Raw genomic sequence first — 20,257 nt, 5'->3', positions numbered from 1 at the left:
CGTTTGGACACAATTAGGGCCACTATAATCAACAAATTAACGCGTGTATCTGCAAAACAGGTACACGCATATTTTTTTATTAAAAAAGCACTACCATATGGTAGCACTCATCATTAAATACATGTTGATGGTATTACTGGGTTTGTTATCGTTTCTTTTTCTGGGACGCAATAATAGCCGACGACTTGAAAACCATATTTTCTAAGGTCACGAATACTAACATTACGAGAAATACGGTCTGATGCAATAATGGCAACTTTTTTCGTAGGAATTTGTTGATAATTTCTTCCTAGATAAGGAATTGGGATATGGGTAATCTGTGAATCTTCATCATATGCAATTTCGTTATAATCACGAACATCAATTAACGTTACGTCTTCTTCTGGCATCATTTTTTCTAAACGTTTAACCCCAGGGACAGGTACATAACGTTTATAATAAATGCTCAAGATGATGATGAACATCATACCTAGCAATATATATTCCATATGTTCATTGCTCCTTTTTAAACAATAAGTCATGTGCATAAGGTATGTTATATGATTCAACATCTATCCGTCAATTATTTAGTCTCGGATCATCTTCATAAAAATGGCAAAAAAAGAAGAGTGGGTGTTTGGTGTAGTAATTTTTGTGAGGTTTAATTAATCATCTTTATTCTGTCTATCTGTTGTTCTTCATCAATTTTGGCATCAATGGCACGAATGCGGTTTAGCGCAATGATAGTGTCTATTTTTTTATAATGATGATTGCCACCCGCTTCTTCATCCGCTTCATCTGCTAAAGCAACAACCTGTTGAAGTGGATTTAAACGTAGTTGACCATCCGGTAAATAGGAGTCCGTGTGAAGTAATATTGCAATGGCTATCTTTTTTGCATGACGTGGATTTTCACCGATCTCTATTAGCAACTCGTGGGCACGGTTTGCTCCTTTAATAGCATGAATATCATTTTCTTTATATTGTTGATAATCCCATTTGCCATTTTTATACCATGTATAGTGTCCTACATCATGTAGCAAAGCAGCTTTTGTCGCAAGGTCTGGATTGACTTGAAATCGTTTTGCAAAGATATAGGCATACTCCGCCACCTGAATGGCATGAGCAATCCCTGATCGATGCAAATATTTTTGAGTTACCGGATGAACAAACACCTCTTCTAGTGTTACTCTCCGCATTATTTATACCTCCTCTCAAATAGTGTCGAAAAATATATTGTTAAAGACTATAACATGTTTAACTTAACTTTGCAATATAATAATTGGGATTGCGCGAATTTGGCATGGGATTGCGCGAATTTGGCATGGGATTGCGCGAATTTGGCATGGGATTGCGCGAATTTGGCATGGGATTGCGCGAATTTGGCATGGGATTGCGCGAAAAGCCGCCAAGCGGTGCTGGCGGCTTTTCTTAAATCATGGTTTGATAATCATTAAAACGATAATAATCAGGAAAATGGTATTTTCGATTCGCTCATAAAAAAATAATTTTCTTGCTAACGAATAGTAAATACCAGGAATTGTCTCCCCTTGGTGTTCTTTAAGTAATTTTTTTATTGGCTTTGATCTTGGTGATAAAATAACTGGGCCAATGGCTAATGCGAGTAAATATAAAGCCAAACTAACTACGTACCAGGGTGTTTGAAATAAGCTTGGTCTTAATATCCCCATTACAATACCAGTAATTAATAGTAAGACACCACCAACCATCACAAAAATATGAACACGATGTCTAATCTGGTAGGCATGACGGAGCTCTGTCATACTATTTGCTTTCTTTGCAATTGAAATCATCGCAAATCCAGGTCCTAACCCAAGTATAGCTGAAAATATATGTATAAATAGTAATACATCATAAAGGCTCATCATTTTCGCTCCCTTTAGAGGAATGTTATTCAACTCCGCATGACTCTTATTATAGTAAAAAACGGGGAAATTTCCCAAGAAGAGCACCATGAATATCTTGTGAATGATATGATAATATTACAAAAACAGTGGAAGAATCTACCGCCTTTTATACCAAAAACTCAGAGGATCCACTTCTCCTTCACTTAGAGGTGAATGAATCATTTCCATTGTATCTCGTTCTGTTCGGCCCTTTTTAAAATCGTCATATAAGATTTTTGATGCGCCCAAACCCTTCTTTGCTGCTTCTTCAATTGATACACTATAATAGACTTTTCTAATATTAGAAAAATACATCGCTGTATAACACATCGGACAGGGTTCACCACTTGCATACATAACTGCCCCCTTAAGATGACTCGTCTGTAGTTTATGCTGCGCACGACGAATCGCTAATAATTCCGCATGACCGCTTACATCATGTTTGAGATGTAATTCATTCACTCCTTCCCCTATAATTTCATCATCCTTAACAAGAACTGCCCCAAAAGGTTGCCCACCTTCCGCAACATTTTGTTTAGCTAAATCAAGCGCTCGTTTCATATACATATTCATATTAATTCCTCCTTAGCCTGCACAAGATTTTATTAAAGTAGACGATTTTTAAATGTAGAAGTAAATAAAGCTCACTATCATTTTAAGTTTCTCACAAAATCCTATCACCTTCAATTATAAATCTGAACTTTCCCGCGAAAACAAAACCCCTTGCCTTTATGAATGATTTAACGTATAAATAAAATAATACTTTTATTTCGGAATTTTATGTGAAACACTTCACAGATAAACTCTATTGGAGGAGATTTTGTCATGGTTAAAATTTTAAGAAAAAAAGGCATCTCTTTATCAGTTAAAGAATATGTTATTACAGCTTTAAGTTACATGGCACTTGGACTATTTTCTTCCTTGATTATTGGACTTATCATCAAAACGATTGGTGAACAACTTGTAACCGTTGACATGACAACAATCGGAACCTATATGATTGATATGGGATCCTTTGCTATGGATACGAAAATTATGGGTGGTGCCATTGGTGTTGCAATTGCCTATGGATTAAAAGCACCTCCTCTTGTTTTGTTTTCCGCTTTATTTGCTGGTGCATTCGGAGCTGAACTCGGTGGACCCGCTGGAAGTTATGTTGCAACATTATTTGCTACAGAATTTGGAAAACTCGTTTATCAAACGACACGTGTCGATATTATTATCACCCCTTTTATTACGATCTTTGTTGGTTTCGTAACAGGAAGTTTAATTGGTAAACCAATTGAATCGTTTATGACTGGGTTTGGTCATGTTATAAATTGGGCTACAGAACAACAGCCTTTCATTATGGGGATGATCGTTGCTGTCCTTATGGGATGGGCACTCACGGCACCAATCTCAAGTGTTGCCATTGCTTTGATGCTCGGTTTAGATGGGCTTGCAGCTGGAGCAGCTACTATTGGTTGTTCTGCGCAAATGATCGGTTTCGCTGTATCAAGTTATCGTGACAACGGTATTGGCGGTCTATTCGCACAAGGGCTAGGAACATCGATGCTTCAGGTCGCAAATATTATTAAAAACCCGCTCATTATATTACCACCTACAATTGCTGGAGCAGTTCTTGCTCCTTTTGCTACAATTGTTTTCCAATTAACGAATAATCCTTCAGGAGCTGGAATGGGAACGAGTGGCTTAGTTGGGCAGATTATGACATTTGAATCAATGGGTTTTTCATGGCAAATATTTTGGCTAATTATCGGCCTACATATTGTAGCACCGGCTATCATTAGTTTAATCTTTTCTGAGTGGTTTGTTAAAAATGGGTGGATTAAGCCTGGTGATATGAAAATTATGTATCAATAAATGCCTTTATCATATTAAGATGTATTGAGCTTATTCATATTTAAGGAAAAACACGGAAACACACTTTTTTGCAAATTTAACTTTAATCCGGTATAATCTAATTGATAATGATTATCAATTATGGGTAAAGGAGACATATAAATATGGGGTTATCTAATCTTTCAGAGCTTATCCGCGGGCGCCGTTCCATAAAAAAGGGCTACACAAATCAAGAAGTAAAGAAGGAACTTGTTCTAGAATTACTAAATGATGCTGTATGGGCACCAACTCATGGAATGCGTGAGCCATGGCGATTCATTTTTATAGATCAAGATCATTTACCAAATTTCGCTGAGAAGGTAGCTAGAACGTATCCAGAAGAAATGCAAGAAAATCGTAAAAATTACTTAATGGAGCCAAATGCGATTTTAGTTGTCGTTATGGAGGCACCACCACTCCCTAAACAATGGGATGAAAACTTCGGTGCAACGGCGGCTATGATTCAAAACTTCTGGTTATTGGCTTGGGAAAAGAGGCTAGGAGTCGTGTGGAAAACAAATCCACATATTTATAACGAAGAAGTAAAAAATCTTTTAAATGTTCAAGAACATGAAAAAATTGTCGGCTTTTTACATCTAGGTTATTTTGATGACATTCCCGAAGATAAAGGACGTACAAAAGCAAATGACAAATTCACCGTATACGGGCAATAATTTATTTAACTAAATAATTTTAATATCAAAAAGAAGTGAAGAAACGAAAATTAGTTTTTTCACTTCTTTTTATTTATTTTCCTCACATCATTAAATCCTTTATAGTGTTATTTAATTTCACTTTCCGCAAAACAATATCTTCATTTCTGTATAAAACAACCGAATTAATCAATGCTAAGAATATATACAACTCTCATAAGAAAGGAGTAAAAAAACAATGAAGACTTTACAAAGAATTGCGCTTATTCTAACCATTATTGGTGCCATTAATTGGGGTTTGATTGGATTTTTTGATTTTGATTTAGTTGCTGCAATTTTTGGAGGACAAGATGCTGCATTTTCACGAACGATTTATAGTCTTGTTGGTTTAAGTGGATTGTTCGCCATTACATTGCTATTCGATCAAACAGATGATATTCATCATGAAGAAATGCAAAGAGGACCTAATCAAGATGTCAGATACGGTACAGAATTTGCAGAAGACCAAGATTTGACGAGTAACGACTTAGAAGATAAATAAAAAGACGATAATAATCAAAATAAAGCAAGCGAAGAACGATAGCCATTTCTCCGCTTGCTTAGCTTAAGTTATTGGCTTATTTCTCATCCCAAACTGAACTTTTAAGCTTCTGATCTGCTTCATGACGCTTAATAGCTAATTCAATCAATTTTGTAATTAAATCTGTATATGAAATACCACTCACTTCCCATAATTTCGGATACATACTGATTTTTGTAAAGCCTGGGAGGGTGTTGATTTCATTAACATATAAATCGCCATTCTCTGTTAAGAAAAAGTCAACACGTGCTAATCCTTCACATTGCAATGTTTCATATGCGTGTATCGCTGTTTCTTGTACCTTTTTAACTTCTGCTTCTGTAAGATCTGCTGGGATGGCAAGGTCGGCACCTTTTTCATCAATGTACTTTGATTCATATGAGTAAAATGCAGTTTTCGGTAAAATTTCGCCAGGTACAGAAGCAATTGGGTCTTCATTTCCTAGAACGGAGCATTCAATTTCCCTACCATGGATTGCTTCTTCTATCACAATTTTATGATCATATTCAAAAGCAAATTCAATCGCAGTCGTAAATTCTTCTTCAGTTGCTACTTTACTAATCCCAACAGAGGACCCTTGATTAGCTGGTTTAATAAAAAGTGGTAAGCCGAGCTGTTCTACAACCGTTTGATAATCAATCTGTTGTTTCTTTGCACGTGTGTAAACAAGTCCTTCGGCTACTTTAATTCCAGCATCGTGGAGTAAGCGTTTCGCAATATCTTTATCCATACAAATAGCTGAACTTAAAACATTCGGACCTACGTATGGTAAATTAGCCACTCTTAGCATCCCTTGTAAACTACCATCTTCCCCTAATGTCCCATGAACAATTGGGAAAACAACGTCCAATTGTTGAAGCACTTCAGCTGTTTCGGTCTGAATGAACTGGTGGTCACTTGAGCCAGGAATAATTGCGACTGATTGGTTAGATTCATTTAATTCAATATGCTTCGGATCATCAGCATTTTTTAAATATGACTGTTTATTATTCACATGCCATTTTCCGTTTTTATCAATCCCAATAAGGACGACATCGAATTTTTCTTCGTCTATCGCATCAACGATATTCTTTGCAGATTGTAATGATACTTCATGTTCAGCTGATTTTCCACCAAAAATAATCCCAACGCTCGTTTTCTTCATCTTTTTTATCCTCTCTTATCATTAACTTAATTTATATGTATGCACATTCGATTGATTAATGAACTGACCTATTTACCACGGCTTCGCTTAGCATGTAAATAATCCTTAAAACTCACTTCGCCTTTTTCCATTCGTTCTTCTAATAGATCAAGTGAATCTTGTGCCGGATTTTTGTCAGCTCGGAAGCGAAATAAAATGTAAACTAATGCAACAAAAACAAGGAACGTGAGCAGAATGCGTACACCAATCGGAATCGACCAAAGCGCTAACATAACCCTTTCACCTCGTCGTTGTTCATTATCTTTATTTAAGCATAATCTAATGGAATTGCCAAATGAGAAAAACGTTTATACAGTTCCTTTCATTCAAACACTCATTTGATTGACATACTCCTTTCCATTTTCATATAATACATTCAAATGATCATTTGAATGAGGTGTTCCAATGTCTATAAAACTAAATGTTGAAGATGACAATCAAGCATGTGATATATACTGTTATGATGAAAACGTTGTAAATGAAGGCAAGCCAAAAGTAAAACAAGTTGATGGTGTAGAGAAGATTTTTAAAGCCTTGGCCGATCCAACTCGTTTGAAGATTGCTTATGCACTTACAATTGAAAAGGAATTATGTGTTTGTGATGTCGCTCATATCATTGGATCAACAAGTGCGACTGCTTCCCACCATTTACGTTTCTTAAAAAAAATGGACCTAGCCAAGAATCAAAGAAAAGGGAAACAGGTCTTTTATTCTTTAAAAGACGATCACGTTAGACAATTGATCTATATTGCCATGATTCACGCACATGAGGAGGAGGAAGATGTCTGAGACAAAAACATATCGTCTTGAAGGTTTGTCCTGTACAAACTGTGCTGCAAAGTTTGAAAAAAACATTCGTAATATCGTGACTGTTGAAGATGTTCAACTCAATTTCGGAGCATCTAAAATAACGATTCAAGGCGAAGCATCAATCGAACAATTAGAAAAGGCTGGAGCATTTGATGATATTAAAGTATTACCGGAAAACGTACGCATTAATAAAACAAAAGAGCCTTTTTGGAAGAAAAAGGCGAATATAACAGCATTAATTTCGCTTGTTTTCGTTTTTCTAGGGTATATCTTTTACTTTAATTATGGCGAAAATCATGTCGTGACGATTGGGTTATTTTTGGCAGCCATCATCATTGGTGGTTATCAGATGTTTATCGAAGGATTTAAAAATCTATTTAAATTAGATTTTAATATGAAAACACTAATGACGATTGCGGTTATCGGGGCTGCTATCATCGGTGAATGGGCTGAAGGTGCGGTTGTTGTTTTTCTATTCGCTGTTAGTGAAGCTTTAGAAGACTATTCGATTGATAAAGCAAGAGAATCCATTCGCTCACTGATGGACATTGCGCCAAACACGGCCCTTATTAAACGAGCGGACCAAGAAATTGAAATGAAAGTAGAAGATATTCAGATTGGCGATATCATGCTCGTAAAGCCTGGGCAACGTATCGCGATGGATGGTGAAGTGATTAAAGGAGAATCGTATATTAGTGAAGCAGCCATTACAGGTGAATCACTTCCTATTTTTAAATCAATTGGTCAGGATGTCTTTGCTGGATCCATTAATGAGGAAGGATTTCTCGAAGTTAAAGTAACGAAGCATGTTGAAGATACGACCATTGCTAAAATTATTCATCTCGTTGAAGAAGCACAAGCTGAAAAAGCCCCTTCACAAAAATTTGTAGACAGATTCGCCAAGTATTACACACCAGCTATCATGTTAATAGCATTATTCGTTGCAATCGTCCCACCATTATTGTTTAGTGCCGACTGGTCTACATGGGTGTATAGTGGATTAGCCGTGCTTGTCGTCGGTTGTCCTTGTGCGCTCGTTATCTCAACACCTGTTGCGATTGTCACAGCAATTGGTAATGCAGCACGACATGGTGTATTAATTAAAGGTGGTGTTCATCTTGAAGAAGCGGGACATTTACGCGCTGTCGCCTTTGACAAAACAGGCACATTGACAGAAGGTACACCTAGAGTTACAGATGTCATACCATTAAATGATACAGATGAACAAGACGTTTTATCCATTGCTCATACAATTGAATCTTATTCAGAGCACCCGTTAGCAACAGCCATCGTTCACTATGCAAAAGAAGCACAAGTACCTAAATATAAAGCAGAAGCATTTCAATCTATAACAGGGAAAGGTGCTAAAGCGACAATTGAACATACCGAGTATTATATTGGAAGCCCCGCTTTCTTTAATACAGAACAAACGATACCAGAAACTATTCAAGAGACAATTAATGCCTTACAACGAGATGGGAAAACAGTGATGGTTCTAGGCACAAAAACAAAAACACTCGGTTTAATCGCTGTAGCTGATCGGCTACGTAAAGAAAGTCGCGATATCATTGATACATTACATCAAATCGGAATTGAAAAAACAATCATGTTAACTGGCGATAATGAAAACACAGGACATGCCATTGGGCGTGAACTTGGTATATCAGAAGTTAAAGCAGAATTATTACCAGATGAAAAACTAGAAGTCATAAAGAATTTAAAACAACAATATGGGAAAACCGCTATGGTTGGTGACGGGATTAATGATGCACCAGCACTTGCTGGGTCTTCAGTCGGAATTGCTATGGGCGGCGCTGGAACAGATGCAGCTCTTGAAACAGCTGATATCGCCTTAATGGGTGATGATCTAACAAAATTACCATATACAGTAGCACTTAGCCGCAAAACGTTATCGATTATAAAACAAAACATCTCTTTTGCACTCGGTCTAAAATTACTTGCTTTATTATTCGTCATTCCAGGCTGGCTAACACTTTGGATTGCTATTTTTGCCGATATGGGGGCTACGCTCATAGTTACTTTAAATTCTTTAAGATTAATCCGCAGTAAATACGAGTCAGCATAAAACAGAGTCCGCTATTGGTTAAAGTAGCGGACTCTCATTTATTTCGGTACATTTTCTTGTGATTCATAGGCTTTTCGACGGCTATCGCTTAAATAAGCCTTAATGTTGGGACAAGCGTCACATGTCTCATCTTTAAATTGCAGATACAACTCTTTATATTCCTCGTCTGAAATTTCACCTTTAGCAAGACTTTCATTTAACATGTTAACGACTTTTCGATCACGCTTTTTATCTTTCCGAATAATAATGATAGTCGTGAGAATGGTGATAATAATAACACCAATCCAAAGTAGTCCAAACAATTCCCCACCCTGCATTCATATCCTCCTATCACATTTGCTATTCATACTTATTTAATCATGATTGATTTAAAATTGAAACAAAGTCAACTTAGACACAAACATACTTAACTAAAAAAGTACCATCTATTTTTCTGTATCCGCTTTACAATCTAAGTAATCATCGTTAAGATGAAATTAAGTTATTATTTGCACTAGGGGTGCCATTTTTGGCTGAGAGGAATAAATATTCTAACCCTTTGCACCCGATCTGGTTAATACTAGCGTGGGAAAGTGCAGTTTACCATGAGAATTATTACACATGGTGCTGCATTCCTAATGGGATGCAGCTTTTTTTTGTAAATAAAATAGCTGTTTAAAGGGGGAGTTATTTTGGGAGAAACATGGAATATCTTACGAACAGGTTCTCATGATGCCCATATCAATATGGCGCTTGATGAGGCTCTATTGAATTGGCATAGCGAAGGACATATTCCACCAACATTACGTTTCTATGGCTGGAGGAAACCATCATTATCTGTTGGGCATTTCCAAAAGGTTGAGAAATCGATACATTTCCCAGGCTTAGAGAAACATGGCTGTCAATATGTTCGTAGATTAACTGGGGGAAGTGCTGTCCTGCATGATGATGAACTAACTTACAGTATTGTCGTTTCTGAGAATCATCCGAAAATCCCACACTCTATTCGGGAAGCATACTATGTGTTATCACAAGGCATACTAGAAGGATATAAAAACCTCGGCATTCAAGCCGAATATTTTATCCCAAAACAAAAAAGCAAACGAACTGCTGTCTGCTTTGAAAGACCTGCCTTTTATGAATTAGTTGTTGATGGTAAAAAAATATCAGGTAACGCACAAACAAGGAAAAAAGGAGTCCTATTACAACACGGATCCATTCCTATTCGCATCGATATCGACATGCTATTTGATTTATTTATATTTCCTAATGAAAGAATGCGTGACGTTAACAAGCGTGCCTTCAGACAAAAAGCAGCAACCATTCAGCAATTAACAGGGAAAACATTTACATACGATGAGGTTGAACAAGCTTTTTATCATGGGTTTCAATCGACACTAGACGTTCAATTTAAGCCTTTTGAGTTAACAGAAAGTCAATGGGATGAAGTGTATCAATTAGCAGAAAAACATTATAAAGAAACCATCCCATCATTTGTTTAATGAATTCATCAATCATTTAGGGGGCACAGCAATGAAAAATAAAACAGAGATTTTAAGAAAGCCGAAATGGTTAACAACGAATATTAACACGAATAAATCATACACACAATTAAAAAAGTTAATGCGTTCTAAAAACCTCCATACTGTTTGTGAAGAAGCAAAATGTCCGAATATTTATGAATGTTGGAGTGAACGTAAAACGGCTACATTCATGATTTTAGGAGATACATGTACAAGAGGCTGTCGTTTCTGTGCGGTTAAAACAGGATTACCGAATGAATTAGATTGGAACGAACCAGAAAGAGTAGCCGATTCAGTTCAGTTAATGGGGCTACGCCATGTTGTCGTTACAGCAGTTGCTCGTGATGATTTAAATGATGGTGGTGCTCAAGTTTTTGCTGAAACGGTACGAGCAATCCGTAAAAAAAATCCAGGCTGTACAATTGAAGTCCTTCCTTCTGATATGAAAGGTGACTATGAAAGTTTAAAAACATTGATGGATAGTAAGCCTGATATTTTTAACCATAATATTGAAACAGTGAGGCGCTTGACAAAACGTGTCCGGGCACGAGCAACATATGACCGTTCTTTACAACTATTACAGCGCGTAAAATTAATCGCTCCACAGACACCGACAAAATCGAGTATTATGGTTGGCTTAGGAGAGACAAAAGAAGAAATTATTCAAGCAATGGATGACTTATTAGCTCATGGTGTCGATATTATGACAATCGGCCAATATTTACAGCCGACGCGAAAACATTTAAATGTGGAACGTTATTATCATCCAGATGAATTTGAGGAATTAAAAGAAATTGCATTACAGAAAGGTTTTCAACATTGTGAGTCTGGTCCACTTGTTCGTTCATCATATCATGCTGACGAACAAGTGAATCAAGCAGCCGCCCAACGTCGGATTAAGTATATGAAAGGCTATGAACAACAAGAGGGAAAAGAAGTAGACTTTTCGTTTAACAAATAGCTAGAAATCTCACTTCATACTATTCAAAAAACCCTCTATCAATTGATAGAGGGTTTTTCACTTTTCCATTACCGTTTGTTAATTAATGCTGCAGTAAATGTTATAGGGCCATTTAGGAATAAATCCGTATCTAGCGGTTCGATAGTTACAGTATACGTGACATTGTTAGCGTTTTCCGTTATTCTATCAACATGCATTAATGGTTCAATGACTTGGTCATCACCAGCCTCACCTTCTACCTCAAATCTAGCTCGATAGATTTCTGAACCAGGGGTAAATACTGGAGGGTTTCCTTTAAATATTCTCATATCTACTCGATTGTCAATAAAGATGGTCTCATCCTGATCTAAACCAAATACGCCATTTAGCCAAACTAAGTCTCCATTTCTAACCTGCTCAAGAGTGACGGAGGCTACAGGTGTTTGCATATCTTCAGGTAATCTCATATTATTATCCATCCGAACATTTGGATCAAGTGTAAAAAATTCAAAATCTAATAAATCTGCTTTGTCTCGTTTTTTATGCTTATCCTTCCCATCATGTTTTTTACCTTTCTTACAGCAACATTTATGATCATGTTTACAACAATCATCCCATTTATGATGATGTTTCTTACAACGATCACATGAGCAATGTCGTTTCATCTTTTTAACCTCCTTTTTATGGCAACTACAAAACTTTGCCATTTCTTCTATTTCCTTATCTTTATACCGATAATAATCTCTCATTTTCCACTTCACCTCCTCTACTATTTAGTACATGCAGTTGGGTAAGTTTTTGATATAGCTAATCGTTTAATAATAGAAAAATATACGATTATCTCTATTAAAAAACCTAGATAAAAAGCCAGTGATCAGCTGGCTTTTAAAGAATTTCATGGGCTGTGGATAAATCCACTACAAGTCTTGTAAGGATTCAATATATTGTATGGCTCACCTCAAAGATATGAAGCGTCACTATCACTAATACAAAGAAACATTTTAATGGTTCTTATGGATTGTTTAACTAGTCTTTTGTTTACTAGACATTAAAACACTCCATAACAGCATAGATAACATATATTAAATTGATGACATATAAAAGGAGTGAACATTCATGGGCTATAGTTATCATCAACAAGATGATTGTGTTTGTACGACTGTAAAAAAGATAGTGGATGCACAGAATGAAGTCGCCGAGCGCCAATCCCATCGTTGTATAACAAGTTGTGAGCAATCCATTAAACAACTGACCTCACCAACGAGAAATGATAGTAATCTAAAAACAACCATTCCATTTATTCTCTACTGTAAACAAAGTTGTCAACCATTTATTGCTAGTGGTGTATTCAAGCAACCAATTGACGGCTTTCCAAATGAAACATTTTATGATTGCATCGAAACACCGATTTTACGTGCTAAAAAATTTGTCAAAGGATCGGAATGTTGTGTCGTCGTTGAGTTATTAAGACCTGTCAACGCAAATGGGATTCCAGTAGCAGACAGCGGGGAGAAACTGTGTGACTTCTTCAGCCATAAGGGTCCATTTAAAACAATTCAATTTCGGGAAACAGGAATATGTTTAACTTTAGACTTAAATGATTTCTCAACCATCGCTTGTTTAGACCCTATTAATCCGTTACCAAAGTACAAAGGAAAAAAACATCATTGCCACCACTGCAACGATCACTGCAGAAAAAAATGTCATTGCCATTGCCATCATTCACATAAACCATCCTAAGCGAAAAAAGAACCTTCGTTGTCGAAGGTTCTTTTCTTTATTTTGTTTTTAAAGGCGATATAATATGAAGTTTGTTTATCTTATTACATCGCATTTCTTATTAAATGCGATGTAATCTCTCATTCGTTTAACCGATTAGGTCGCGTTAGCGTCTATAATGATCATCTTTGTTCTTTTTAAATCACAAATTAACTGATAAACAAAAAACATGCCTAGACAATCAATCCGTGCTATGATAACAGAAAGAATGGAGGATAACTGATGAGAGAATTTAAAGATTTACATTCCATAGAAGAAATAGACACCTTCATAAATGAGCATCAACTCGCGTTTCTCTATATAAGCATGCCTAATTGCAGTGTGTGCCACGGTCTTTTACCACAAGTACAAAATCTAATGGAGAATTATCCCCAGATTCAGCTTGCACATGTTGATGCATCGGAAGTAGAAGCTGTTGCAGGTAAGTTTTCTATCTTTACCGCTCCTGTTCTATTACTCTTTGTAGAGGGCAAAGAATATGTACGTGAAGCACGAATTGTTCATATGGATTTGTTTAATGATAAACTAAAGAAAATATATGAAAATGTGGCCGAATGAGATTCAGCCACATTTTTACTTTTAAGATGTTACAATAATATTGAAATCTGATTTTTGAAGGGAGTTTTGTTGCAATGAGAATTCTTGTCGTTGGAGCAAGTGGGACAATTGGAACAGAAATTGTTAAAGCACTTGAATCAGAGCATGACATTATTCGAGCCAGCAGAAATGGTGAAGATGTTCAAGTCGATATCTCCTCATTTGATAGTATAAAAAAGATGTATCAACAAGTAGGAAAAGTTGATGCTGTCGTTAACGCAGCTGGTGGTGCTAAATTTTCCAAACTAACTGACATGACACCTGATATTTATAATATAGGGATTGAAAGTAAGCTGAAAGGTCAAGTCAATCTCGTCTTATGTGGTTTAGATTATATGAATGACAATGGAAGCTTTACATTAACGACAGGTATTATGATGGATGATCCGATTCGTGAAGGGGCTGCGATTGCGATGGCAAATGGTGGTGTCAAATACTTTGTCAAAGCAGCTGCAATTGAAATGCCAAGAGGAATCCGCATTAATAGTGTTAGCCCAACAATTATGGAAGAATCATGGGAAGCATTAGGAGATTATTTCCAAGGCTTTAAACCAGCTCCAGCACGTGAAGCAGCATTACTTTACAAAAAAAGTGTCCTTGGCTTACAAACAGGACAGAATTACGAAATGTATTAAATACAAATGATTAGGGTTGACCCAAAAGTCGATTTGCCTTTTAGGTCAATCCTGTTGTAAATAATGATTTTCAGCATCCAGTCCAGAATCTCCCCTAAACTGGATTCATTTACTGATTAATATTAAGAAATGCATTTTGAAAAACATAGTCTTTTACAGGTGCTTTCCCTTTTTGTTCAACTTTCCCTTTATATATCGTATCACCGGTAACAATATCCTCAATAATTAGTTCAATACTCTTACTTTCATCTATTAAATTCGTTACGTATAACTTATTATTGTAAAATATTGTATTCGCTCGATAATCCCCGTACTCGTCAACAAACGAATCAAATGTTTGTTTAGATGTTATCTTATTCTTAGAGTGATCATAACCTACAACATGAATGCTTTGTTCAGCTTGTTTAACAAAATATAAGACATCCCCATTAACATGCTCGAATGTATACCCTTCAAGTTCTTTCGGAATCGTTATGTCACTCAATTTATTTGCCTTGATATCATATTTCTTCAATGCTGCCGTTGATTCTGTTTGTTGATTATAGGCGCCCTCTTCCTCACTCTCAACCGTTATATCTTCGTAAGATCTTTCTTCAATCATAATAAAGTCTGAAAACTCATCCCTTTTATCTGTATGAAAGTCTATGATTGAATATTGGTTTTCTGAAATTTCTTCATTCGTATATTCGAATACTTTCTCAGCGTCTATCACTTTTTTTGTATCTATATCAATGGTATACACGACATAGTCCGTTAGCGTTCTGTGACTTTTTGGTTCTTCATATTCATTCGACGTGATTATCTTTAATATATTATCATTTAACGAAGCTGTTACTAGGAAAAGCCATCTATATTTATCGACATGAGGTAGTTTGACTTCAAAAGAGTCTTTCTCTTTTGTTTTTAAATCATACATTGAAACAGTGATGTTATGTTTTTCTCTATTGTCAGTAAATGGATTTAAACTATCATCTATGTGCACAAGTAAATCATCTTTTTCGAAAAATCGACCTACATCTGCCTTACCTCTTATAAAGCTACCGTATTTCTTTCTTAGCCGATTTATTTGGGAGTTTTTAGATATGTGTTTCAGATGTTCATAGATAGATAAATTACTATAAACAATTGAGCCCTTATTCGTAATCCCTACCATTTCCCGTCCATCAGTATAATTGATTTCAGTGTCTAAACTAATGTGCTCAACCTCTTTTTCATCTCCTGACTGCTTCGCAAGAAAGAATTGTGCACTAGCTACAGGATTTGATTGCACATGTATATAATAGGTTATAAATACAATCATCGTTATGAGCGGTATCATAATAACTTTCCAATACTTTCCCATCTTCTTTCCTCCTCTTATACCGTAATTTTTTTATTTAATAAGAAACGACTTGTTAATATCGACATAATAAACACTAAAACACACAAAATGAGTTCAAGATAAAAAAGTTCAAGCGGATATAGATAAGATTTCTCCGTTATAGCAATCATAATGACTGGAGAAAAGATAATTAATAATGATAAAGCAATATATAAAATGCCATAAACAATCCCTTTTAATCGAAAACTACGTTCGAATAAAATCGCAGTAAACAAAAGCGTTACAGCTAATAACCCAAGACCATAATGAATCATAAAATCACTAAAAGAAAAAGGAAATAGGATTGTTAATACATCAAATCCGCTAATCATTTCCTTGAAAGATAAATTCATAAAATAAGCTTCCGGCACTAAAGAACTCATAACCTTATTTAATACCGGTAATAACATGATTTGTAAGGCTACAAGGCTTAAGACCATCACCATAATCGTTGTTAATTTAGCAAAAAATATGTTGATCCGTTCTGTTGGTAACATAAGTAATCGATAAATAAATGTATTTTTCCCGAACCAGTCGCGATACCATATTAAAAGTGTGTAAATCAGTAGAACACTTATACAAAATAATATGGGTCCTTGAATCCAAAGAGAATGAATAATTGCATACATAGACATATCCCCAAATTGGCTTAAAAATTCATCTATAGCCATGCCCTCATGGTAAACATATTTATTAATTTTATTTGTATAAGATCTAGATGCTATCACAACACCTAATACCTGAACGGCCACCGTTATGCCAACAAGCGCTAGGTATCCTTTTAAAAAGCGGCCCATTTCAAAATTAAATAGCTTGACATAGTTTTTCATACATGAAACACCTCTCTCATGACATCTACAATTGATTTCCCTTCATTTTCCCGAACATCTTCTGCATTAAATTCCTTTAATATCACACCTTCATCTAATAACACAGCTTTATCAATTAAATGTTCGATATCATGAATTTCATGAGTCGTTATAATAACACCACGATTTTCAATTAAGTGACTTGTAAAAACTTCTGCAATCTGTTCACGGCTAAAAATATCGATTCCGGAAAACGGCTCATCCATTAAGACATAGTCCACATCCAACGCGAGCCCAAGAAGGAGATTCACTTTCGCACGATTCCCTTTTGATAGTTCAGAAATGCGACTTTCCTTTTCAAGTCGAAAAAATTTTAACATGTCATTTGCACGTTTTTGATTCCAACATTGGTAATAATCGTTCATAAAGGCCATCGCATCAGAAATTTTCATTTGCGGCAACATCGTAATTGCATCGGGAATAAATGTGATCTTCTCATAACTTGTTTTATCTAATGGCTTACCTTCAATTAAAATCTCACCACTTTTAATTGGTGTTAATCCCATGATGGCGTTCATAATTGTTGTTTTCCCTACACCATTTACACCGATTAAACAAGTAATTTCTCCTTTATTAGCAGTGAAACTAACCCCTTTTAGCACTTCTCTACGCCCATAGTTTTTCTTAATGTTTTTAACTTCTATCATCTTTCTCCCCCTCTTCCAAATGGCTTTGATAGTTATCAGTTACTCTTTGTACGACCTCATCGAGTGACACATTAATGGAATGCATCGTTTGAATAAATGTCTCTGTCGCCTCCATAATAAGTTCTTCTCTAACAGCACGTAAGACACGGTCATCTTTTGTCACACGACTCGGTAAATTCCCCTCTGTGAATATCAAACCTTCCTCCTCCATTTCTTTATAAGCTCTCTGAGCGGTATTCGGATTAATCTTTAATTGGTTGGCTAATTCTCTTCGTGACGGAACTTCCTCTCCAGGTTCTATTGTCCCTTTAGCAATCTGTATTTTAAAATATTGAATCACTTGCATATAGACAGGATCCCGATTATTAAACTTCAGTCCCATAGGTCCATCTCCTATCACTATGATGAAATCACAGCGTATTAAATGTTTCATACACTAATGACAAAAAAACACACAAGCTGTATGGACAGCTTAATACACTTGTTACAAAAAAACACGTATTAACCACTTCATACACTCTTTAACTGTATTATACACGTAATACACATCATGTCAACGAATCTTTTTCAATTTTTGATTCACATTGTGTTAATATATGGATTGTTAGGGGGAGAAAAATGAAACTCATTTCATGGAATGTCAACGGCCTTAGAGCCTGTGTTCGTAAAGGTTTTCTAGATTATTTTCATGACGTTAAAGCAGATATTTTTTGTGTACAAGAAATAAAATTACAAGAAGGACAGATTAAATTAGATCTCAACGGTTATCATCAATATTGGAATTACGCAGAGCGAAAAGGGTATTCAGGAACGGCTATTTTTACTAAAAAGGAACCATTGTCTGTCCAATACGGTCTTCTTGATGAACAAGAAGAAAAAGAAGGGCGAATCATTACATTAGAATATGATGGCTTTTATATCGTCAATGTCTATACACCGAATGCCCAGCGTGACTTAGCACGTCTTGAATATCGCTTGGAATGGGAGGGCAAAATATTTGAACATCTGAAACAATTAGACGAGAGAAAACCCGTCATTTATTGTGGCGATTTAAATGTAGCACATCAAGACATTGATATTCGTAACGCAAAAGCAAATAAAGGCAACTCTGGTTTCACAGATGAAGAAAGAGGAAAAATGTCACGATTATTAAATGCTGGATTTATCGATACACTTCGTCATTTCTATCCAGATACTGAAGGAATATACACTTGGTGGTCTTATATGAGAGGCGTTCGAGAACGTAATATTGGCTGGCGGATTGACTATTTCATTGTGTCAAATCGTTTAGAAAAGTACCTTACACATTCTGAAGCACACCCACAAGTTATGGGCAGTGACCACTGTCCAATTCAATTAGATATCGACATCGAGTTTTAAACATCGAGCCGTACGAGGTTTGTCATCTCTTATTCATATTCTGTTCATATTCACAATATATACTCTATATAAAGTGAATTTGTAAGGAGATGACATTATGACATCGTATAGTAAAGTATTGCTTCGTTTTTCAGCACTATTCGCATTAGTCGGTGCTATTTTAGGATCACATATGGCGGGTTCCGGAAGCTATCTATTTAAGTCTGTTCATGCTCACGTCCTCGTTGTCGGCTGGTTATCGCTTTTTGCTTGGGCGGTATATTATAAAATTTTTACACCACAGAATAAAAAATTAGCTGCTGCTCACGTTTGGACAGCGATTATTGGATCGCTCGGTCTGACAATTGGTATGTGGCTTTATTATGTCAACCCGTTCTCATTAAATCAAACCTTAGTGACGATCTTCTTTATCGTTGGTGGCACGATTCTCTTGATTAGTTTTGTTATATTTGCCATTTTAACGTTTATGAAAACTGAAGAAGAGTAATCAAAAAGCGGTCTTCATGGTAAAGACCGCTTTTTTTACTGTTCTATTTTTTGAAAATAATCGATAAGACCAAGAGAACTTAAGTATAAATCTAAATTGATTAATAAATATACATCATCATTGGCCATAATACCTTGCTTCAGGAGGTATTGTGTCACTTTCTGTTGTAATTGTTTCATTAAATCATCATATGTAGCCCCTCTAACAAAGGCTTGTTCCCCCGTATCGATAAAGAGGTCTAGCCAGTTACTCACTTGATTGAGTGCTTTTGCTGGTTCATTTGTGACACCAAAATGACCATAGCATAATTGCTTAATTGGTAATTGCTTTAGTTTTTCTAATGATTTCTTCATCGCTCCGGGGTCAAATTGATTTGGTGGTGTAAATGGCAGAACAAAGTCCACCCCAACTTGAGCCAATTGTTCATATCGTATCCCTGTGCTATTTCCAGAAAACAAACGTTCTGTCTGCTTATCATAGACGACAAAATGATGTGGCATATGTCCAGGTGTATCAATAAATTGTAGTGTACATTTTAAACCAATGTTTAACTCATCTCCACCTTGCTTTATGACGATATCTTCTTCATAAACCTTACGAATCGGATCAAAGAAATCGGTAAAATTATCACCATACATCGCACGTGTCACAGCAGCAACTTTTCTCGGTTGTAATAAATACTGGACCGCATCTGGATGACAGATAATTTTAGCGTTTGGGCAAGATTGCATAAATAGCCCAATGCCTCCTGCATGGTCTAAATGAGCATGGGTTAGAATAATGTATCTCACGTCATCCATGCGAAATCCAAGCTTTTGTAATCCACGTTGAACATAGGGAACCGAGGGACTCGGTCCTATTCCAATTAATGTGAGTTTTTCTTTAGCAAGGACATAGATGCTTGTCCTCTTTCGTATGTTCATATCAAATCCATCAATTAAGTAAAGATCTTGATCAATAAGAAGCGGTTGTTGCAATGTTGT

Annotated in this window: 26 protein-coding genes and 1 riboswitch; of the genes, 13 read left to right on the top strand and 13 right to left on the bottom strand. The window is 36.0% G+C overall.

Features of this window, described 5'->3' with window-relative positions; genetic code table 11:
- Positions 1 to 113 precede the first annotated feature (113 nt).
- Positions 114 to 488, bottom strand: coding sequence for a hypothetical protein (locus VIG73_RS06580; RefSeq protein WP_331640206.1), 375 nt, complete (start codon positions 486 to 488; stop codon positions 114 to 116).
- 152 nt (positions 489 to 640) lie between these two features.
- Positions 641 to 1,177 carry an HD domain-containing protein gene (locus VIG73_RS06575; protein ID WP_331640204.1) on the bottom strand — a complete coding sequence of 179 codons (537 nt, stop codon included), beginning with the start codon at positions 1,175 to 1,177 and terminating at the stop codon, positions 641 to 643.
- An 83-nt stretch (positions 1,178 to 1,260) separates the two neighbouring features.
- Here VIG73_RS06575 and VIG73_RS06570 point away from each other — a divergent pair, with 83 nt between their 5' ends.
- The gene (locus tag VIG73_RS06570) at positions 1,261 to 1,413 is read left to right on the top strand and encodes a hypothetical protein (protein WP_331640202.1); all 153 of its coding nucleotides are present in this window, start codon (positions 1,261 to 1,263) and stop codon (positions 1,411 to 1,413) included.
- A gap of 1 nt (position 1,414) precedes the next feature.
- Here the strand turns inward: VIG73_RS06570 and VIG73_RS06565 are convergent, their stop codons facing one another.
- Together VIG73_RS06565 and VIG73_RS06560 are read right to left on the bottom strand one after the other, a co-directional pair.
- Positions 1,415 to 1,864: a DUF2269 family protein gene (locus VIG73_RS06565; protein ID WP_331640200.1), complete on the bottom strand. Its 450-nt coding sequence runs from the start codon at positions 1,862 to 1,864 to the stop codon at positions 1,415 to 1,417.
- Between the two features lie 138 nt (positions 1,865 to 2,002).
- Positions 2,003 to 2,458: a nucleoside deaminase gene (locus VIG73_RS06560; protein ID WP_331640198.1), complete on the bottom strand. Its 456-nt coding sequence runs from the start codon at positions 2,456 to 2,458 to the stop codon at positions 2,003 to 2,005.
- Positions 2,459 to 2,710: 252 nt separating this feature from the next.
- Between VIG73_RS06560 and VIG73_RS06555 the strand changes: the two genes are divergently transcribed.
- From VIG73_RS06555 to VIG73_RS06545, 3 genes are all read left to right on the top strand, one after another.
- On the top strand, positions 2,711 to 3,748 hold the full coding sequence (locus VIG73_RS06555) for a PTS sugar transporter subunit IIC (protein WP_331640196.1): 1,038 nt from the start codon (positions 2,711 to 2,713) through the stop codon (positions 3,746 to 3,748).
- A 143-nt stretch (positions 3,749 to 3,891) separates the two neighbouring features.
- Entirely contained in the window at positions 3,892 to 4,440 is a 549-nt protein-coding gene (locus tag VIG73_RS06550) for a nitroreductase (RefSeq protein ID WP_331640194.1), read from the top strand.
- Positions 4,441 to 4,657: 217 nt separating this feature from the next.
- The gene (locus tag VIG73_RS06545; protein ID WP_331640191.1) at positions 4,658 to 4,960 is read left to right on the top strand and encodes a DUF378 domain-containing protein; all 303 of its coding nucleotides are present in this window, start codon (positions 4,658 to 4,660) and stop codon (positions 4,958 to 4,960) included.
- A gap of 76 nt (positions 4,961 to 5,036) precedes the next feature.
- Here VIG73_RS06545 and ddlA read toward each other — a convergent pair whose 3' ends face one another.
- Together ddlA and VIG73_RS06535 are read right to left on the bottom strand one after the other, a co-directional pair.
- Positions 5,037 to 6,143 carry a D-alanine--D-alanine ligase gene (ddlA, locus tag VIG73_RS06540; protein ID WP_331640188.1) on the bottom strand — a complete coding sequence of 369 codons (1,107 nt, stop codon included), beginning with the start codon at positions 6,141 to 6,143 and terminating at the stop codon, positions 5,037 to 5,039.
- 68 nt (positions 6,144 to 6,211) lie between these two features.
- On the bottom strand, positions 6,212 to 6,415 hold the full coding sequence (locus VIG73_RS06535) for a hypothetical protein (RefSeq protein ID WP_331640186.1): 204 nt from the start codon (positions 6,413 to 6,415) through the stop codon (positions 6,212 to 6,214).
- Between the two features lie 172 nt (positions 6,416 to 6,587).
- On the opposite strand from VIG73_RS06535, the gene VIG73_RS06530 reads away from it, so the two are divergent.
- Together VIG73_RS06530 and VIG73_RS06525 are read left to right on the top strand one after the other, a co-directional pair.
- Positions 6,588 to 6,971, top strand: coding sequence for a metalloregulator ArsR/SmtB family transcription factor (locus VIG73_RS06530; protein WP_331640184.1), 384 nt, complete (start codon positions 6,588 to 6,590; stop codon positions 6,969 to 6,971).
- Positions 6,964 to 9,078 carry a heavy metal translocating P-type ATPase gene (locus tag VIG73_RS06525; RefSeq protein WP_331640182.1) on the top strand — a complete coding sequence of 705 codons (2,115 nt, stop codon included), beginning with the start codon at positions 6,964 to 6,966 and terminating at the stop codon, positions 9,076 to 9,078. The genes VIG73_RS06530 and VIG73_RS06525 overlap by 8 nt, the downstream gene beginning before the upstream one ends.
- Before the next feature lie 38 nt (positions 9,079 to 9,116).
- Here VIG73_RS06525 and VIG73_RS06520 read toward each other — a convergent pair whose 3' ends face one another.
- Positions 9,117 to 9,395, bottom strand: coding sequence for a hypothetical protein (locus tag VIG73_RS06520; protein ID WP_331640180.1), 279 nt, complete (start codon positions 9,393 to 9,395; stop codon positions 9,117 to 9,119).
- Between the two features lie 168 nt (positions 9,396 to 9,563).
- Positions 9,564 to 9,666, top strand: a riboswitch (TPP riboswitch).
- Positions 9,667 to 9,749: 83 nt separating this feature from the next.
- On the opposite strand from VIG73_RS06520, the gene VIG73_RS06515 reads away from it, so the two are divergent.
- Together VIG73_RS06515 and lipA are read left to right on the top strand one after the other, a co-directional pair.
- Complete coding sequence (locus VIG73_RS06515) at positions 9,750 to 10,559, top strand: lipoate--protein ligase family protein (protein ID WP_414648380.1); 810 nt, start codon at positions 9,750 to 9,752, stop codon at positions 10,557 to 10,559.
- 7 nt (positions 10,560 to 10,566) lie between these two features.
- Positions 10,567 to 11,541: a lipoyl synthase gene (gene lipA / locus VIG73_RS06510; RefSeq protein WP_331640393.1), complete on the top strand. Its 975-nt coding sequence runs from the start codon at positions 10,567 to 10,569 to the stop codon at positions 11,539 to 11,541.
- 68 nt (positions 11,542 to 11,609) lie between these two features.
- Here lipA and VIG73_RS06505 read toward each other — a convergent pair whose 3' ends face one another.
- Positions 11,610 to 12,185 carry a hypothetical protein gene (locus VIG73_RS06505; protein WP_331640178.1) on the bottom strand — a complete coding sequence of 192 codons (576 nt, stop codon included), beginning with the start codon at positions 12,183 to 12,185 and terminating at the stop codon, positions 11,610 to 11,612.
- A gap of 451 nt (positions 12,186 to 12,636) precedes the next feature.
- Here VIG73_RS06505 and VIG73_RS06500 point away from each other — a divergent pair, with 451 nt between their 5' ends.
- From VIG73_RS06500 to VIG73_RS06490, 3 genes are all read left to right on the top strand, one after another.
- Positions 12,637 to 13,260 carry a CotY/CotZ family spore coat protein gene (locus tag VIG73_RS06500; protein ID WP_331640176.1) on the top strand — a complete coding sequence of 208 codons (624 nt, stop codon included), beginning with the start codon at positions 12,637 to 12,639 and terminating at the stop codon, positions 13,258 to 13,260.
- A gap of 261 nt (positions 13,261 to 13,521) precedes the next feature.
- Complete coding sequence (locus tag VIG73_RS06495) at positions 13,522 to 13,857, top strand: thioredoxin family protein (RefSeq protein ID WP_331640174.1); 336 nt, start codon at positions 13,522 to 13,524, stop codon at positions 13,855 to 13,857.
- Between the two features lie 74 nt (positions 13,858 to 13,931).
- Positions 13,932 to 14,531, top strand: coding sequence for a short chain dehydrogenase (locus VIG73_RS06490; RefSeq protein ID WP_331640172.1), 600 nt, complete (start codon positions 13,932 to 13,934; stop codon positions 14,529 to 14,531).
- Positions 14,532 to 14,640: 109 nt separating this feature from the next.
- Here VIG73_RS06490 and VIG73_RS06485 read toward each other — a convergent pair whose 3' ends face one another.
- Genes VIG73_RS06485 through VIG73_RS06470 form a run of 4 tightly spaced genes read right to left on the bottom strand, consistent with a single transcriptional unit; the run spans position 14,641 to position 17,789 of the window.
- Entirely contained in the window at positions 14,641 to 15,873 is a 1,233-nt protein-coding gene (locus VIG73_RS06485; protein WP_331640170.1) for a hypothetical protein, read from the bottom strand.
- Between the two features lie 14 nt (positions 15,874 to 15,887).
- A complete protein-coding gene (locus VIG73_RS06480) occupies positions 15,888 to 16,721 on the bottom strand; it encodes a hypothetical protein (RefSeq protein ID WP_331640168.1) in 834 nt (277 codons plus the stop codon).
- Positions 16,718 to 17,407, bottom strand: a complete 690-nt coding sequence (locus VIG73_RS06475; RefSeq protein WP_331640166.1) for an ABC transporter ATP-binding protein — start codon at positions 17,405 to 17,407, stop codon at positions 16,718 to 16,720. Before VIG73_RS06475 ends, VIG73_RS06480 begins: the two co-directional genes overlap by 4 nt.
- Complete coding sequence (locus VIG73_RS06470) at positions 17,394 to 17,789, bottom strand: GntR family transcriptional regulator (protein ID WP_331640164.1); 396 nt, start codon at positions 17,787 to 17,789, stop codon at positions 17,394 to 17,396. Before VIG73_RS06470 ends, VIG73_RS06475 begins: the two co-directional genes overlap by 14 nt.
- A gap of 236 nt (positions 17,790 to 18,025) precedes the next feature.
- On the opposite strand from VIG73_RS06470, the gene VIG73_RS06465 reads away from it, so the two are divergent.
- Positions 18,026 to 18,787 (top strand): exodeoxyribonuclease III, encoded by a 762-nt coding sequence (locus tag VIG73_RS06465; protein ID WP_331640163.1) that lies wholly within the window; start codon positions 18,026 to 18,028, stop codon positions 18,785 to 18,787.
- Positions 18,788 to 18,884: 97 nt separating this feature from the next.
- Entirely contained in the window at positions 18,885 to 19,274 is a 390-nt protein-coding gene (locus tag VIG73_RS06460) for a hypothetical protein (RefSeq protein ID WP_331640162.1), read from the top strand.
- A 35-nt stretch (positions 19,275 to 19,309) separates the two neighbouring features.
- Here VIG73_RS06460 and VIG73_RS06455 read toward each other — a convergent pair whose 3' ends face one another.
- Entirely contained in the window at positions 19,310 to 20,251 is a 942-nt protein-coding gene (locus tag VIG73_RS06455) for an MBL fold metallo-hydrolase (RefSeq protein ID WP_331640161.1), read from the bottom strand.
- Positions 20,252 to 20,257 lie beyond the last annotated feature (6 nt).

Source organism: Cerasibacillus sp., assembly GCF_036516575.1.
GTDB lineage: Bacteria > Bacillota > Bacilli > Bacillales > Amphibacillaceae > Cerasibacillus.
The sequence above is the reverse complement of the archived record's forward strand: the minus strand, read 5'-3'. Positions and strand labels throughout refer to the sequence as shown.

Excerpts from the sequence above, each read along its gene's own strand:
- VIG73_RS06530 (WP_331640184.1), top strand. The coding sequence starts at position 6,588 with ATGTCTATAAAACTAAATGTTGAAGATGACAATCAAGCATGTGATATA.
- VIG73_RS06490 (WP_331640172.1), top strand. The coding sequence starts at position 13,932 with ATGAGAATTCTTGTCGTTGGAGCAAGTGGGACAATTGGAACAGAAATT.
- VIG73_RS06525 (WP_331640182.1), top strand. The coding sequence starts at position 6,964 with ATGTCTGAGACAAAAACATATCGTCTTGAAGGTTTGTCCTGTACAAAC.
- VIG73_RS06575 (WP_331640204.1), bottom strand. The coding sequence starts at position 1,177 with ATGCGGAGAGTAACACTAGAAGAGGTGTTTGTTCATCCGGTAACTCAA.
- VIG73_RS06465 (WP_331640163.1), top strand. The coding sequence starts at position 18,026 with ATGAAACTCATTTCATGGAATGTCAACGGCCTTAGAGCCTGTGTTCGT.
- VIG73_RS06555 (WP_331640196.1), top strand. The coding sequence starts at position 2,711 with ATGGTTAAAATTTTAAGAAAAAAAGGCATCTCTTTATCAGTTAAAGAA.
- VIG73_RS06485 (WP_331640170.1), bottom strand. The coding sequence starts at position 15,873 with ATGGGAAAGTATTGGAAAGTTATTATGATACCGCTCATAACGATGATT.
- VIG73_RS06495 (WP_331640174.1), top strand. The coding sequence starts at position 13,522 with ATGAGAGAATTTAAAGATTTACATTCCATAGAAGAAATAGACACCTTC.
- VIG73_RS06550 (WP_331640194.1), top strand. The coding sequence starts at position 3,892 with ATGGGGTTATCTAATCTTTCAGAGCTTATCCGCGGGCGCCGTTCCATA.
- VIG73_RS06545 (WP_331640191.1), top strand. The coding sequence starts at position 4,658 with ATGAAGACTTTACAAAGAATTGCGCTTATTCTAACCATTATTGGTGCC.
- VIG73_RS06520 (WP_331640180.1), bottom strand. The coding sequence starts at position 9,395 with ATGCAGGGTGGGGAATTGTTTGGACTACTTTGGATTGGTGTTATTATT.
- VIG73_RS06505 (WP_331640178.1), bottom strand. The coding sequence starts at position 12,185 with ATGAAACGACATTGCTCATGTGATCGTTGTAAGAAACATCATCATAAA.
- VIG73_RS06470 (WP_331640164.1), bottom strand. The coding sequence starts at position 17,789 with ATGGGACTGAAGTTTAATAATCGGGATCCTGTCTATATGCAAGTGATT.
- VIG73_RS06535 (WP_331640186.1), bottom strand. The coding sequence starts at position 6,415 with ATGTTAGCGCTTTGGTCGATTCCGATTGGTGTACGCATTCTGCTCACG.
- VIG73_RS06480 (WP_331640168.1), bottom strand. The coding sequence starts at position 16,721 with ATGAAAAACTATGTCAAGCTATTTAATTTTGAAATGGGCCGCTTTTTA.
- VIG73_RS06565 (WP_331640200.1), bottom strand. The coding sequence starts at position 1,864 with ATGAGCCTTTATGATGTATTACTATTTATACATATATTTTCAGCTATA.
- VIG73_RS06580 (WP_331640206.1), bottom strand. The coding sequence starts at position 488 with ATGGAATATATATTGCTAGGTATGATGTTCATCATCATCTTGAGCATT.
- VIG73_RS06560 (WP_331640198.1), bottom strand. The coding sequence starts at position 2,458 with ATGAATATGTATATGAAACGAGCGCTTGATTTAGCTAAACAAAATGTT.
- VIG73_RS06500 (WP_331640176.1), top strand. The coding sequence starts at position 12,637 with ATGGGCTATAGTTATCATCAACAAGATGATTGTGTTTGTACGACTGTA.
- ddlA (WP_331640188.1), bottom strand. The coding sequence starts at position 6,143 with ATGAAGAAAACGAGCGTTGGGATTATTTTTGGTGGAAAATCAGCTGAA.
- VIG73_RS06460 (WP_331640162.1), top strand. The coding sequence starts at position 18,885 with ATGACATCGTATAGTAAAGTATTGCTTCGTTTTTCAGCACTATTCGCA.
- VIG73_RS06475 (WP_331640166.1), bottom strand. The coding sequence starts at position 17,407 with ATGATAGAAGTTAAAAACATTAAGAAAAACTATGGGCGTAGAGAAGTG.